The organism is Mitsuaria sp. GD03876 (genome assembly GCF_029840635.1).
Taxonomy (GTDB): domain Bacteria; phylum Pseudomonadota; class Gammaproteobacteria; order Burkholderiales; family Burkholderiaceae_C; genus Roseateles.
On record NZ_JAOCCU010000080.1, the window covers coordinates 1 to 14,704 of the forward strand.

A 14,704-nucleotide genomic window follows, 5' to 3' on the forward strand; every position below is an offset into this window, starting at 1 on the left:
GGCTGCGCCGCAAGGGCAAGGTCTTCGAGGCGATCGAGAAGTTCTCGGTGGTCAAGACGCTGCAGGCGATCGCCGACGCCAACGTCGTGCTGCTGCTGATCGACGCGACCCAGGGCGTCACCGACCAGGACGCGCACATCGCCGGCTACGTGCTGGACAGCGGCCGCGCGGTGGTCGTGGCGATCAACAAGTGGGACGCGATCGACAGCTATCAGCGCGAGACGATCGAGCGCCAGATCCTGACGCGGCTTGGATTCCTGCGCTTCGCCCCCATCCTGAAGATCTCCGCGCTGAAGCGGCAGGGCCTGGGCCCGCTGTGGAAGGCGTTGGCGGATGCCTATTCGTCGGCCTATCGCAAGATGACGACGCCGGTGCTGACCCGTCTCATCCAGGAAGCGGTCCAGCACCAGCAGCCGCAGCGGGCGGGGATCTCGCGTCCGAAGCTGCGCTACGCGCACCAGGGCGGGATGAATCCCCCGATCGTCGTCATCCACGGCAATGCGCTCGAAGGCGTCAGCGACGTCTACAAGCGCTACCTGGAAGGGCGGATCCGCGACCACTACAAACTGGTGGGAACGCCGCTGCGCATCGAGATGCGCTCGTCGAAGAATCCGTTCGCCGAAACCTGACTTCAGGGCCGTCCGGGGAAACCCGGTGCTGTGATAAGGTGCGGGGTTCCAACACCTCACTCTCAACACGGAGCATATCGTGAGCAACAAAGGACAACTCTTGCAAGACCCCTTCCTGAACCTGCTGCGCAAGGAGCATGTTCCTGTGAGCATCTACCTCGTGAACGGCATCAAGCTGCAGGGCCATATCGAGTCCTTTGACCAGTATGTGGTGCTGCTGCGCAATACGGTGACGCAGATGGTCTACAAGCACGCCATCTCCACGGTGGTCCCCGGCCGCGCCGTGAATTTCCACGCCGGCGAGAGCAACGACGCCAGCTGAAGCTGATTGACTACGTCAGACCCCACCCATTCGACGCCGCCCCCCGAGGCGGCGCGCGCCATTCTGGTGGGGGTCGATCTGGGCCGCGGCGAGGCCTTCGACCCCACCCTTGACGAACTCGCGCTGCTCGCGGAATCGGCTGGCGACACGCCGGTCGCCCGCGTCGTCGCCAAGCGCAAGGCGCCCGACGCGGCGCTGTTCGTCGGTTCCGGCAAGGCCGACGAGATCAAGCTGATGGTGCAGGCGCACGGCGCCCACACCGTGCTGTTCGACCAGGCCATCTCCCCCGCCCAGCAACGCAACCTCGAACGCCACCTCGGCGTGCCCGTGGCCGACCGCACCGCGCTGATCCTGGAGATCTTCGCGGCCCGCGCGCAGAGCTTCGAGGGCAAGCTGCAGGTCGAGCTCGCGCGGCTGCAGTACCTGGCCACGCGGCTGGTGCGCCGCTGGAGCCACCTGGAGCGCCAGAGCGGCGGCATCGGCATGCGCGGCGGCCCCGGCGAGCGCCAGATCGAACTCGACCGCCGGATGATCGACGACCGCATCAAGTCGATCAAGGAGCGCCTCAAGAAGGTCCAGAAGCAGCGCGCCACGCAGCGCCGCGCGCGCGCCCGCAACGGCGTGTTCCGCGTCTCGCTGGTCGGCTACACGAACGCGGGCAAGAGCACGCTGTTCAATGCGCTGACCAAGGCGCGGACCTACGCGGCCAACCAGCTCTTCGCGACGCTGGACACGACGACGCGTTCGCTCTACCTGGAGGAGGCGGGCACCAGCGTGTCGCTGTCCGACACGGTGGGCTTCATCCGCGACCTGCCGCACAAGCTGGTCGAGGCCTTCAAGGCGACGCTGCAGGAGGCGGCCGACGCCGACCTGCTGCTGCATGTCGTCGATGCCGCCAGCCCCGTGCTGACCGAGCAGATGGAGGAAGTCGAGCGGGTGCTCGCCGAGATCGGCGCGCAGCACATCCCGCAGATCCTCGTCTACAACAAGCTCGATCTGCTGGAGCCGACGCAGCGCCCGCGCCAGTTGCAGGACTGGCTGACGCGCATCGGCGGCGAGCACGGCGGCCAGCGCCTGCCCCGCGTGTTCGTCAGCGCGGTGGGGGGCGAGGGCCTCGACGAATTGCGGGGAATGATCGCGTCGTTGATGCAGGCGGAGCCGGTGCCGGAATACGCCGGCTTGAACCCGCAAGACCTGCCCCAAGATCCGTCGGACCCGCAGGATCATCCGCAGGGACACGCAGGCTGAGATCGCCGATCAATGCCCGATACTTGCAACAAGACTTCCTCATCAGGATGCGTATGAATCAAGACGATCGCATGTCCGTCGCCGGCGACGGACGTGGCCCGCGGAGCGGGGCCGGTGGCCTGCGCCGCCGGTTGGGGCTCTGGATGAGCAATGGCCGCAACGAAGGCCCGCCGGACCTGGACGAGCTCTGGCGCGATTTCAACCGCAAGCTGTCGCGCCTGTTCGGCGGCCGCGGCGGCAACGACGGCGGCGGCCCCTCCGGCAACGGCGGCGGCAACCTGCAGCCCGACATGAAGGGCGCGGGCATCGGCGTCGGCCTGGTGGTCGGCGTCGTGGCGCTGGGCTGGCTCGCCAGCGGCGTGTTCATCGTGCAGGAAGGCCAGCAGGGCGTGATCACCTCGTTCGGCAAGTACAGCCGCACGGTGGATGCCGGCATCCAGTACCGCCTGCCGTATCCGTTCCAGGCGCATGAGGTCGTCTCCTTCACCCAGCTGCAGACGGTCGACGTCGGCCGCAACTCGGTGGGCCAGGCCTCGGGCCTGCGGGACTCGTCGATGCTGACGCAGGACGAGAACATCATCGACATCCGCTTCACCGTGCAGTACCGGCTGAAGGATTCGCGCGACTACCTGTTCGAGAACGTCAACACCGACGAGGCCGTCAACCAGGCCTCCGAATCGGCGGTGCGCGAGATCGTCGGCCGCAGCAACATGGACTCGGTGCTGTACGAGCAGCGCGACGCCATCGCCACCGACCTGGCCAAGTCCATCCAGGCGCAGCTGGACCGGCTGAAGACCGGCATCCAGATCGTCAACGTGAACGTGAGCAGCGTGCAGCCGCCCGAGCAGGTGCAGGCCGCCTTCGACGACGCGTTCCGCGCCACCGCCGACCGCGAGCGCCTGAAGAACGAGGGCGAGGCCTACGCCAACGACGTGATCCCGCGCGCGCAGGGTCAGGCGGCCCGCCTGCGCGAGGACGCCGAGGCCTATCGCGCCAAGGTCGTGTCGTTCGCCGACGGTGACGCGCAACGCTTCAAGTCGGTGCTGGCCGAGTACCAGAAGGCGCCGGCCGTCACGCGCGACCGCCTGTACATCGACACGATGCAGCAGGTCTATTCGCGGGTGACCAAGGTGATGGTGGATGCCCGCGCCGGCTCCAACAACCTGCTGTACCTGCCGCTGGACAAGCTGCTGCAGCAGCAGGCGTCGACCGGCACGGTCACCACGACGGTGCCGACGCCGGCGCTGCCGACGGACCCGGCGCAGTCCGGGACGAGCTCGATGAGCACCGATCCGCGTTCGCGCGACAGCATGCGCGGTCGCGATCGCGAAGGCCGTTGATCGACAGGAGCCCACAACAATGAATCGCATCGTCTCCGTCGTCGTCGGCTTGCTGATCCTGTTCATGATCGCCAGCTCGACGCTGTTCGTCGTCGACCAGCGCCAGTTCGCGGTCGTCTATTCGCTGGGCGAGATCAAGGAAGTGATCACCGAGCCCGGCCTCAAGTTCAAGCTGCCGCCGCCGCTGCAGAACGTGGTCTTCCTGGACCGCAGAGTGCAGACGCTGGACGCGGCCGACCCGCGCCCGATCTTCACCGCCGAGAAGAAGAGCCTGGTCATCGACTGGCTGGTGAAGTGGCGCATCGTCGATTCGCGCCAGTACATCCGCAACAGCGGTACCCAGCTGCGCAACCTGGAAACGCGCCTGAGCCCGATCGTGCAGGCCGCGCTGAACGAGGAAGTCACCAAGCGCACCGTGCGCGCGGTGCTGGCCACCGAGCGCGAGAAGGTCATGCAGGACGTGCGCAAGCGCCTCGAGGAAGAGGCCCGGCAGTTCGGCATCGAGATCGTCGACGTGCGCGTCAAGCGCGTGGACTTCGCGGCCAACATCACCGAATCGGTCTACAACCGGATGAAGTCGGAGCGGGCCCGGGTCGCCAACGAGCTGCGCTCCACCGGCGCGGCCGAGGGCGAGAAGATCAAGGCCGATGCCGACAAGCAGCGCGAGATCATCACCGCCGAGGCCTACCGCGACGCGCAGAAGATCATGGGCGAGGGCGATGCGAAGGCATCGGCGTTGTACTCGGAGGCCTTTGGCCGCGACCCGCAGTTCGCGCAGTTCTATCGCTCGCTGGATGCCTACCAGCGCTCGTTCAAGAACAAGGGCGACGTGATGGTGCTCGACCCGTCGAGCCAGTTCTTCTCCACGATGCGCAACGGGGGCCCTGGCGCCCCGGCCGCCGCACCGAAGAAGTGACCGCGGGCGGCTGCGGCGACGCGGCTTGCCGGCCGCGCCCCGCGCCGTCGCCGTGCTGACCGGCGAGGGCCGGGGAGGGCGTCCTCATCATGAGCGGCGACAAGTGGCTGGCGGCGTTGGCGCTGCTGCTGATCATGGAAGGGCTGATGCCCTTCCTGAATCCCGGCGCCTGGCGCCAGCTGTTCGCCAAGCTGTTGGCGATGAGCGACGGCCAGTTGCGCTTCCTCGGCCTGGCCAGCCTCGCCTGCGGCGGGCTGCTGCTCTGGCTGCTCTGAAGGGCGGCCGCCCGTGCCGGACAGGCTGCGCAGCCTGTCACGAAGTCTGGGTGAATCGTTGACGAACCCGCGCCGGACCCGCGCGTAAGGGGCTCGGCCGCCGTGGTTCGCCGCGACCCCGGTACAATGCCGTTTTTAACCCCCTCCCTGAACGTCCATGGCCTCTGCTTGGCTGCTGCCCGAGCACATTGCTGACGTCCTGCCGTCCCAGGCCCGCCGCATCGAAGAACTGCGCCGCGAGTTGCTGGACATGGCCCGGACCTACGGTTGCGAGCTGGTGATGCCCCCGATGCTGGAGCACCTGGACTCGCTGCTTTCCGGCACCGGTCAGGCGCTGGACCTCAAGACCTTCAAGCTCGTCGACCAGCTCTCCGGTCGCAGCCTGGGCCTGCGCGCGGACACGACGCCGCAAGTGGCCCGCATCGATGCCCACCTGCTGAACCGCGCCGGCGTGACGCGCCTGTGCTACTGCGGGCCGGTGCTGCATACCCGCGCCGAAGGCCTGACCGCGACCCGCGAGCCGCTGCAGTTCGGCGTCGAGATCTACGGCCATGCCGGCCTGGAAGCCGATCTGGAAGCACAGGAGCTGGCGATCGACGCGATGCAGCGCGCCGGCCTGATGCGGCTGGTGCTGGACCTGGGCGACGCGCGCCTGGTGCGCGGCGTGCTGGGCGAGCACGCCCTTCATGAAGACCGCCTGAACGCGCTGGTCGCCGCGATGGCGGCCAAGGACGCCGCCGGCGTCGGCGCGTTCGCGGGCGAATTGCCGGCCAGCGTGGTCGCGGCGCTGCAGACGCTGCTGCGCCTGTACGGCGGCGTCGAGGTGCTGGCCGACGCGCGCCAGGCGCTGCCGTCGCATCCGCTGGTGACGGCGGCGCTGGACGACCTGGAGTGGCTGATCCATCACCTGCGCGCGGCGTATCCCGACGTGCGCATCGGCGTCGATCTCGCGGACCTGCCGGGCTTCGGCTACTACAGCGGCGTCCGTTTCGCGCTCTACGCGGAGGGCGGCAGCGATGCGGTCCTGCGCGGCGGCCGCTACGACGAGGTCGGCGCCGTCTTCGGCCGCCGGCGTCCGGCGGTCGGCTTCAGCCTGGATCTGAAGACGCTGGTGGGGCTGATCCCCGCCACCTCGCTGCGGGCCGCGGTGCGCGCGCCGTGGGGCGAGGCGCCCGACCTGCGCGCGGCGGTGCGCCGCCTGCGCGAGCAGGGCGAGACCGTGGTCTGCGTGCTGCCGGGCCACGAACAAGAGAACGACGAGTTCGAATGCGACCGCGAGCTGGTGCTGGCCGGCGGTCAATGGGTGCTGCGATCGCTCTGAGCGACGCGATCCGCCCCTCACCCCCTCAACCTCAATTCATCGGATGAACGTCATGCAAAGCAGTGAGATCGCGCGCGGCCGCAACGTGGTGGTCGTCGGCACCCAGTGGGGTGACGAAGGCAAGGGCAAGGTCGTCGACTGGCTGACGGACCACGCGCAAGGCGTGGTGCGCTTCCAGGGCGGCCACAACGCGGGCCACACGCTGGTCATCAAGGGCGTGAAGACGGCGCTGCAGCTGATCCCCTCGGGCATCATGCGCGACGGCGTCGCCTGCTACATCGGCAACGGCGTGGTGCTGGACCCGACCCACCTGCTGTCGGAGATCGAGCGCCTGGAGAAGGCCGGCGTCGAAGTGCGTTCGCGCCTGTACATCAGCGAGTCCTGCCCGCTGATCCTGCCGTTCCACGTCGAGGTCGACCGCGCCCGCGAGGCGCTGCGCGAGAGCAGCGGCAGCGGCAAGATCGGCACGACCGGCAAGGGCATCGGCCCGGCCTACGAGGACAAGGTCGCCCGCCGCGCGCTGCGCGTGCAGGACCTGAAGCATCCGGAGCGTTTCGCCAAGAAGCTCAAGGAACTGATCGAGCTGCACAACGTCGCGCTGTCGGGCTACCTGAACGCCAAGGCGCTGGAGTTCCAGCCGGTGTTCGACCACGCGATGTCGCTGGCCGACCAGATCAAGCCGATGATGGCCGACGTCGGCTACATGCTGCACAAGGCGCATCTGGCGGGCGACAACATCCTGTTCGAGGGCGCGCAGGGCACGCTGCTGGACATCGACCACGGCACCTACCCGTACGTGACCTCGAGCAACTGCGTCGCCGGCAACGCGGCCGCGGGCGCGGGCGTCGGCCCGCAGATGCTGCATTACATGCTGGGCATCACGAAGGCCTACGCGACGCGCGTCGGCTCGGGCCCGTTCCCGACCGAGCTGGACTGGGAGACCCCCGGCACCGTCGGCCACCACCTGTCGACGGTGGGCCAGGAGCGCGGCACGGTGACCGGCCGCGCGCGCCGCTGCGGCTGGATCGATGCCGCCGCGCTCAAGCGCTCGATCATCATCAACGGCATCACCGGCCTGTGCCTGACCAAGCTCGACGTGCTGGACGGCCTGCCCGAGATCAACATGTGCGTCGGTTATGAGCTCGACGGCCGGCAGATCGACATCCTGCCGCTGGACGGCGACGAGATCGCCGCCTGCAAGCCGATCTACGAAGTCTTCCCGGGCTGGACCGAATCGACCTTCGGCATCACCCGCTGGGAGCAGCTGCCGGCGAATGCGCGCGCCTACCTGAAGCGCGTCGAGGAAGTGATCGGCGCGCCGATCGCCATGGTGTCCACCGGTCCCGACCGCGAGCACACCATCCTGCTGCGTCACCCGTTCCAGGCCTGAGCGATCCGCTCGGACCCTGTCGTTTCTTCGTCTGATCCAGACCCGACCCCATTCTTCGCTGAGGAGCCTCCCCCATGCTGACCGACGACGGCAAACATCTGTACGTGTCCTGGGATGAATATCACCTGCTGATCGAACGCCTGGCGCTGAAGGTGCATGCCTCCGGCTGGCAGTTCGACCAGATCCTGTGCCTGGCGCGTGGCGGGATGCGTCCTGGCGACGTGCTGTCGCGCGTGTTCGACAAGCCGCTGGGCATCATGTCGACGAGCTCCTACCGCGCCGAGGCCGGCACCATCCAGGGTCGTCTGGACATCGCCAAGTACATCACCATGCCCAAGGGCGAACTGGCGGGCCGCGTGCTGCTGGTCGACGACCTGGCGGATTCGGGCGTGACGCTGAAGGCGGTGGTCGAGCGGCTGCGCGGCATGCCGTCGATCAGCGAGCTGCGTTCGGCGGTGATCTGGACGAAGAGCGTCTCGGAATACACGCCGGACTATTACGTCGAGATGCTGGAAACCAGCCCGTGGATCCATCAGCCGTTCGAGGATTACGACTCCCTGCGCCCCGACGCGCTGGCGAAGAAATTCGCGATCTGATGAACGAAGGGCTGACGATGTCAGCCCTTTTTGTTTGGCGGCGAGGCGCCAATGAAAAAAGCCGGCGCGAGGCCGGCTTTCTGAATTTGGTGCCCAGGAGAGGACTCGAACCTCCACGGAGTTACCCGCTAGTACCTGAAACTAGTGCGTCTACCAATTCCGCCACCTGGGCAAGGTCAGAAGCCAACTGCTCGAAAATCGCGCTCAAGGAACTTTGAAGTATTCTTGAGCCTTCGGTTTCTTCGAAACGCTCAAAGGCTTCTGCGTTTCAGGAAAGACAAGGATTCTACTATCAAAAACTTCAAGAATGCAACTCCCCCGAGCCATCAGCTGATGGGGGAGATCGAAGGCACGGTGCAGGGCCACCGCGACGGGCACGGTTTCCTGATGCCCGACGACGGCCAGCCGGATATCTATCTGTCCTCGCAGGAAATGCACGCCGTCATGCACGGCGACCGCCTGCGGGTGCGCGTGGTGCGCTACGACAAGCGCAATCGCCCCGAGGGCCGCGTGCTGGAGATCCTGGAGCGCCGCAAGAAACCGATCATCGGGCGCCTGTTGCTGGAGTCCGGCATCTGGCTGGTCGCGCCGGAAGACAAGCGCTATGGCCAGGACATCCTGGTCCCGAAGAACGCGATCGCCAACGCGGCCGCCGGCCAGATCGTCGCGGTCGAGCTGACCGAGCCGCCGTCGCTGTATTCGCAGCCGGTGGGGCGCGTGACCGAGGTGCTCGGCGAGATCGACGACCCCGGCATGGAGATCGAGATCGCGGTGCGCAAGTACGAGGTGCCGCACGCGTTCTCCGCCGACACGCTGGCGCAGGCGGCGAAGCTGCCCGACAAGGTCCGCGCGGTCGACATGAAGCACCGCATCGACCTGCGCGACGTGGCGCTGGTGACGATCGACGGCGAGGACGCCCGCGACTTCGACGACGCCGTCTACTGCGAGCCCCACAAGCAGGGCCGAGGCAAGACGGCCTTCAAGGGCTGGCGCCTGCTGGTCGCGATCGCCGACGTCAGCCACTACGTCAAGCCCGGCGAGCCGCTGGATCGCGATGCCTACGAGCGCGCGACCTCGGTTTACTTCCCGCGCCGCGTCATCCCGATGCTGCCGGAGAAGCTCTCCAACGGCCTGTGCTCGCTGAACCCGGAGCAGGACCGCCTGTCGATGGTCTGCGACATGCTGGTCACGGAAGAGGGCGAGCTGCACGCCTACCAGTTCTATCCGGCGGTCATCAACTCGCATGCGCGCTTCACCTACACCGAGGTGGCGGCGATCCTGGGCAACACGCATGGCCCCGAGGCTCACAAGCGCAAGGCGCTGGTGCCGCACCTGCTGCACCTGCACGAGGTCTACCGCGCGCTGCTGTCGCAACGCGCCAGGCGCGGCGCGGTCGACTTCGAGACCACCGAGACGCAGATCGTCTGCGACGACAACGGCCGCATCGAGAAGATCGTGCCGCGCACCCGCAACGAGGCGCACCGCCTGATCGAGGAGGCGATGCTCGCGGCCAACGTGTGCTCGGCCGACTTCATCGCCGGCGGCAAGCATGCGTCGCTGTACCGGGTGCACGAGGGTCCGACGCCCGAGAAGCGCGGCACGCTGCAGGCCTACCTGCGCGCGCTGGGCCTGGGCCTGGGCATCAGCGACGACCCGACGCCCGGCGAGTTCCAGGCGATCGCGCAGGCGACCAAGGACCGGCCCGACGCGCAGCAGATCCACACGATGCTGCTGCGTTCGATGCAGCAGGCGATCTACACGCCGTTCAACTCGGGCCACTTCGGCCTGGCCTACCAGGCCTACACGCACTTCACCAGCCCGATCCGGCGCTATCCCGACCTGCTGGTGCACCGCGTGATCAAGGCGTTGCTGGGGGAGAAGAAGTACGCGCTGGACGCCCACAAGATGGAAGCGGCCAACCCGATGCCCAAGCGGCCGGGCAAGCCGTCGAAGGTGTTGCCGACGCCGGCGAACGCCTCGACCGAGCTCGAGCGCTGGGAGATCGTCGGCGCGCATTGCAGCGCCAACGAGCGCCGCGCCGACGAGGCCTCGCGCGACGTCGAGGCCTGGCTGAAGTGCCGCTTCATGCGCGATCACCTGGGCGAGGAGTTCGCCGGCACGGTGAGCGCGGTGACGACCTTCGGCCTGTTCGTGCAACTCGACGCGCTGTATGTCGAAGGCCTGATCCACATCACCGAACTCGGCGGCGAGTACTTCCGCTTCGACGAGGTGCGCCAGGAGCTGCGCGGCGAGCGCACCGGCATCCGCTACGCCACCGGCGCGCGGGTGCAGGTGCAGGTCAGCCGCGTCGACCTGGATGGCCGCAAGATCGATTTCCGCCTGGTCCGCGAGCAGGACGAGCACCGGCTGCTGCGGGGCGCGATGCGCGACAAGCACGGCGATCGCCAGGACGGCAAGCGGCCGGCGAAGAAGCAGGACCGGCGCGCCGACCAGCGCGCGCGGCGCGAGGCGGCCGCGGCGCCGGCCGCCGCGGTGGCGCCGATGCCGATGCCGCCGCCTGATCCGCCGACGGCGGTCGACGCGCTCGAGCGCATCGAGCAGGCGGACCGCGCCTTGCAGGGCGAACGCCGCAAGTCGGCGCGCGCGACCAAGGCGGCCTCGACGCATCCGGTGAAGGCGGCCAAGCGCTCCGCGCGCGGCGCGTCCAAGTCGGTCGCCGCCAAGAGCAGCAGCGCGCCCGCGGCGAAGACGACGCGACGCAAGCGCGGCGGCTGAGGGCGCTTCGCGCCGCGATGACAAGGCCTGGCGATGCCAGGCCTTTTTCGTTGGCGCGCCGCCGGCTCGCGTGGGCGCCGGCGGGCAGGTGCCGACCGGGCGCGTTGCCTCTGGCGATGCGTCGGCCCGCCGGGCGGCGAACGCACCCAGGCGCGCGCTGGCGTGGGGAGGCTTCGGGGTGGGTCGGCTCAGGCGGCCGGCGCGTGCAGCGCCGCCATCGCGTCGATCAGGTCGGCGGCGAGCATCGGACCGGCATGGTCCTGCGCGGCCGCGCCGTGCCAGGCGACGGCGGCGCAGGCCAGGTCGTGCGGCGGCACGCCGGGCGACTGCGCCCACAGCCCGCCGATCCAGCCGGCCAGCACGTCGCCGCTGCCCGCGGTCGCGAGCGCGGACGAGCCGGTGCTGTTGATCGACAGCGGCCGGTTCCTCGTGACGACGACGCTGCCCGAGCCCTTCAGCACGACCGTGGCGCCGTAGCGCCGCGCCAGCTCGGTGGCCGCCTGCAGCCGGTCGGCCTGCACCTCCGCGGCCGAGCGCAGGCCCAGCAGCCGCGCCGCCTCCAGCGGATGCGGCGTGAGCACGGTGCCCCAGCCGTGCGCCGCGCGCTGCGTGACCGCGTGCCGCAGCGACTCGTCGGCGGCGATCAGGTTGAGCGCGTCGGCATCGAGCACGACGCGCGTGGCGCCGTGCAGCACCGTCGACAGCGCCGGCGCGATCGCCGCGCCGCCGCCGCAGCCGCACACGGCGACGACGTCGCGCCAGTCGGCTGTCGGCGCGTTCCAGCGCGCGAAGTCCCAGTGCATCAATTCCGGGCGCGCGGGCCAGGGTTGGCCGTCGTCGTCGGGCAGCGCCGCGTAGACGCGGCCCGCGCCCGCCGCGAGCGCCGACGACGCGGCGAGCCATGCGGCGCCGCGCATCGACGGCGCGCCGCCGAGCACGACGACATCGCCCTGGCGGCCCTTGTGGCTCGCCGCCGACCGGGCATGCGCGCGTTGCCACTGGGCGATCCGGTCCTGGCCGACCAGCAGGCCCAGGCCGTCCTCGTCGACGGATTCGCCGAGGTCGTCGAACCAGAGACGGCCGGCCAGCGCGCGGCCCTCGCCGGTGAACAGGCCCGCCTTCAAGGTCAGGAAGCTGAGCGTGTGATCGGCGCGGACGACGTCGACGCCAAGCGGTTGGCCGGTGCGGACGTCGAGTCCGCTCGGCACGTCGACGGCCAGCACCACCGCGCCGGCGCGCCGCAGGTGATCGATGGCCTGGATCGCGGTGGCGAAGTCGCCCTCGGGCGCCCGGCTGGCGCCGAGGCCGAGCAGGGCGTCGATGACGAGGTCGGCGCTTCGTGGCAGCGCATCGAGACCGACGCGTGGCGCGATGCCCGCTTGCTGCGCGGCAGACAGCGCATGCGCGGCGTCGCTTCCGGCTTTCGGCGTCGATCCGACGAGCGCGACATGCACCTGCCAGCCCAGTGCCGCGAGGTGACGCGCGGCGACGAGTCCGTCGCCCCCGTTGTTGCCCGGTCCCGCGACGACGATCGCCGACTGGCCGCAGGGCTTGAGCGCCAGCGCGAGCCGGGCGACGGCGAGGCCGGCGCGCTCGATCAAGGTGTGGGGCGGGTGCCGCGACAGCGCGGCGGTTTCGACGCGGCGGCTCGACGCGGCGTCGTGCAGGGGCCAGTCATGGGCGAGCGGCAGCACGGCAAGCATGGGGCGACTCTATCCAAACGCCCGGTGCGTGCCTGCGCTCGACGGTGGCAGTCGAGGTCCCGTCGACCTCAGCGCAGCCGTCCGGGCTCGAGCAGCCCCGCGTCGATCCCGGGATCCTTCTTCGCCAGCCGCGCCGCCAGCAACTGCGCGGCGGCACCGGCCATCGTCCAGCCATGCTCGCCATGCCCGATGTTGAGCCACACGCCCGGCAGTCCGGATTCGCCGATCAACGGCAGCTCGTCGGGCAGTTGCAGGCGGGTGGCCTTCCAGCGCTGCTGCCCGCCGGCGAGCAGCGCGCCCGGGAACCAGTCGTGCGCCGCCTGGTGCAGGGCGCCCATCGACTGCCCGTCGGGCTGCGTCGACGAGCCGCCGAGCTCGTGGGCCCCGCCGACGCGAACGCGTTGCCCGAGGCGGGTGAGGCTGACGCCCAGGCTCATGTCGAGGACGGTTGCGCGCGGCCCGAGGTCGGGATGGGCTTCGAGCATGCGCAGCGGCGCGGTCAGCGTGTGGGTGTGCACGGTGCCCCAGGGCAGCTTGAGGCCCTGCGCGGCGAGCAGCGGGGCCGCGCCCTTGCCGGCGCACACCAGCACCGCGTCGACGCGCAGCGGCTCGCCGGCCGCGACGTGGACCGCCGGCTGCTGGCCCGGCTCGATGCGCAGCACGTCGGCGTTGAAGTTCCAGCGCACGCCCAGGCGCTGCGCTTCCACCTTCAGCGCCTGGCTGAACTGGCGCGCGTTGGCCACCTCGTCCTGCGGCAGCAGGATGCCGCCATGCAGCGCGGTCTCGGGATTGAGTCCCGGTTCCTGCGCGCGGCAGCCGTCGGCGTCGAGCTCGCGATGCGGCACCTGCCGCTCCTGCAGCCGCGCCAGCAGCGGCGCGGCCGCCTTGTAGTCCTTGGCGGTGCGCCACAGCAGCAGCACGCCGGCCTCGCGCTCGACGTCCATCTGGAGTTCGCGCCGCCACACGGCCATCACCGCCTGGCCGCGCAAGGCGAGGGCGTGCAGCGCCTCCGGCATCGCCGACGCGCCGCGGGCGCGGCCGGCGCGCCAGTGCGCGAGCTTCCAGCCGAGTTGTCCCGGCTTGCCGCGCCAGGCCAGCGGCAGCTCGGGCCGCGCGGCCATCAGGCCCGGCGCGATGAGCCCCGGCGGCGCGAAGCTCGCGCCGGTGGCGACACTGGTGTCGCGTTCGAAGACGTGGACCTCGTGGCCCTGCAGCGCGAGTTCGTACGCGCTGGTCACGCCGGCCAGGCCGGCGCCGATGATCGCGACCCGCATGTCAGCGCGCTCCCGCCGAGGCGGCCTGGAGCGCGGCTTCGACGCGCGACGCGGCGCTCAGCACCGCGCGGTCGCCCAGCGCGCCCGTCCACAGCATCAGGCCCACCGGCAGCTCGCCGGGATGCTCGCAGGGGATCGAGATCGCGCAGCCGTCGAGCAGGTTCACGACGGCGGTGTTGCGCAGCAGGCGCGCGTTGGTGGCAAAGAACAGGTCGTCGCTGTGCAGCAAGGGGGCGATCTCCGGGGCTTGCAGGGGAACGGTGGGGCTGAGGAAGGCGTCGATGCCCTGCATCGAGGCGGTCATGTCGTGGATCCAGCGCCGGCGCGCGTCGAGCAGCGCCTGGTAGGCGGGCGGCGCGATCGCCTCGCCGCGGCGGATGCGCAGCGCGACGCGCGGGTCGTAGCGGTCGCCGCGTTCGGCGAGGCGCGCATGGTGCCATGCCCAGGCCTCGGCGGCGGTGATCCCGCCCTGGGTTTGCAGTTCCGCCACACGGGGCAGGGCGGGCAGCGCGCGTTCCTCGATGCGCGCGCCCGCGGCGCGCAGCGTCGCCAGCGCGCGGTCGAAGGCGGCCGCGACCGCCGGCTCGAGCTCGTCCTGCATGAAGTCCGGCGTGACCGCGAGCGTCCAGTGCGACAGCGGGCGCTCGTCGAGCGCGACCGGCCGGTCGCCCAGGAGGGCGTGCAGCAACGCCGCGTCGCGCACCGAGCGGGTGATCGCGCCGGCCGTGTCGAGCGACGGCGCCAGCGGCAGGGCGCCCTCGAGCGGCACCAGCCGGGCGGTGCCCTTGAATCCGACCAGGCCCTGCAGCGCGGCGGGGATGCGCAACGAGCCGCCGGTGTCCGATCCCAGCGCCGCCCACGCCGCGCCCGCCGCGACGCTGACCGCGCCGCCGGAGGTCGAGCCCCCGGGGATGCGGTCGCGGCCGTCGATCGCGTGTGTCACCGGATTCCGGG

General features: G+C 70.0%; 13 protein-coding genes and 1 tRNA gene. 10 read left to right on the forward strand and 4 right to left on the reverse strand.

Features of this window, described 5'->3' with window-relative positions; all coding sequences use genetic code 11:
• From N5D62_RS27600 to N5D62_RS27640, 9 genes are all read left to right on the forward strand, one after another.
• A partial coding sequence (locus tag N5D62_RS27600) for a GTP-binding protein (protein ID WP_279761292.1) occupies positions 1 to 629 on the forward strand: 629 nt, incomplete at its 5' end.
• A gap of 79 nt (positions 630 to 708) precedes the next feature.
• Positions 709 to 951: an RNA chaperone Hfq gene (gene hfq, locus N5D62_RS27605; RefSeq protein WP_091722923.1), complete on the forward strand. Its 243-nt coding sequence runs from the start codon at positions 709 to 711 to the stop codon at positions 949 to 951.
• A gap of 60 nt (positions 952 to 1,011) precedes the next feature.
• Entirely contained in the window at positions 1,012 to 2,199 is a 1,188-nt protein-coding gene (gene hflX / locus N5D62_RS27610; protein WP_279761300.1) for a GTPase HflX, read from the forward strand.
• A 143-nt stretch (positions 2,200 to 2,342) separates the two neighbouring features.
• Complete coding sequence (hflK, locus tag N5D62_RS27615) at positions 2,343 to 3,539, forward strand: FtsH protease activity modulator HflK (protein ID WP_279761301.1); 1,197 nt, start codon at positions 2,343 to 2,345, stop codon at positions 3,537 to 3,539.
• A 19-nt stretch (positions 3,540 to 3,558) separates the two neighbouring features.
• Positions 3,559 to 4,455, forward strand: a complete 897-nt coding sequence (gene hflC / locus N5D62_RS27620; RefSeq protein ID WP_279761293.1) for a protease modulator HflC — start codon at positions 3,559 to 3,561, stop codon at positions 4,453 to 4,455.
• 89 nt (positions 4,456 to 4,544) lie between these two features.
• Positions 4,545 to 4,730: a DUF2065 domain-containing protein gene (locus N5D62_RS27625; RefSeq protein WP_279761294.1), complete on the forward strand. Its 186-nt coding sequence runs from the start codon at positions 4,545 to 4,547 to the stop codon at positions 4,728 to 4,730.
• Between the two features lie 157 nt (positions 4,731 to 4,887).
• Complete coding sequence (locus tag N5D62_RS27630) at positions 4,888 to 6,051, forward strand: ATP phosphoribosyltransferase regulatory subunit (RefSeq protein ID WP_279761295.1); 1,164 nt, start codon at positions 4,888 to 4,890, stop codon at positions 6,049 to 6,051.
• Positions 6,052 to 6,103: 52 nt separating this feature from the next.
• On the forward strand, positions 6,104 to 7,441 hold the full coding sequence (locus N5D62_RS27635) for an adenylosuccinate synthase (RefSeq protein WP_279761296.1): 1,338 nt from the start codon (positions 6,104 to 6,106) through the stop codon (positions 7,439 to 7,441).
• Between the two features lie 74 nt (positions 7,442 to 7,515).
• Positions 7,516 to 8,037, forward strand: coding sequence for a phosphoribosyltransferase (locus tag N5D62_RS27640; RefSeq protein WP_067062480.1), 522 nt, complete (start codon positions 7,516 to 7,518; stop codon positions 8,035 to 8,037).
• An 87-nt stretch (positions 8,038 to 8,124) separates the two neighbouring features.
• On the opposite strand, the gene N5D62_RS27645 is transcribed toward N5D62_RS27640, so the two are convergent.
• Positions 8,125 to 8,209 (reverse strand) — tRNA-Leu (locus N5D62_RS27645).
• Between the two features lie 119 nt (positions 8,210 to 8,328).
• On the opposite strand from N5D62_RS27645, the gene rnr reads away from it, so the two are divergent.
• Positions 8,329 to 10,773, forward strand: coding sequence for a ribonuclease R (gene rnr, locus N5D62_RS27650; RefSeq protein WP_279761302.1), 2,445 nt, complete (start codon positions 8,329 to 8,331; stop codon positions 10,771 to 10,773).
• 188 nt (positions 10,774 to 10,961) lie between these two features.
• On the opposite strand, the gene N5D62_RS27655 is transcribed toward rnr, so the two are convergent.
• From N5D62_RS27655 to N5D62_RS27665, 3 genes are all read right to left on the reverse strand, one after another.
• Positions 10,962 to 12,476 carry an NAD(P)H-hydrate dehydratase gene (locus N5D62_RS27655; RefSeq protein WP_279761297.1) on the reverse strand — a complete coding sequence of 505 codons (1,515 nt, stop codon included), beginning with the start codon at positions 12,474 to 12,476 and terminating at the stop codon, positions 10,962 to 10,964.
• 68 nt (positions 12,477 to 12,544) lie between these two features.
• Positions 12,545 to 13,750, reverse strand: coding sequence for an FAD-dependent oxidoreductase (locus N5D62_RS27660; protein ID WP_279761298.1), 1,206 nt, complete (start codon positions 13,748 to 13,750; stop codon positions 12,545 to 12,547).
• A 1-nt stretch (position 13,751) separates the two neighbouring features.
• Positions 13,752 to 14,704 (reverse strand): amidase family protein (locus N5D62_RS27665; protein WP_279761299.1); only part of this gene is annotated, 953 nt, incomplete at its 5' end.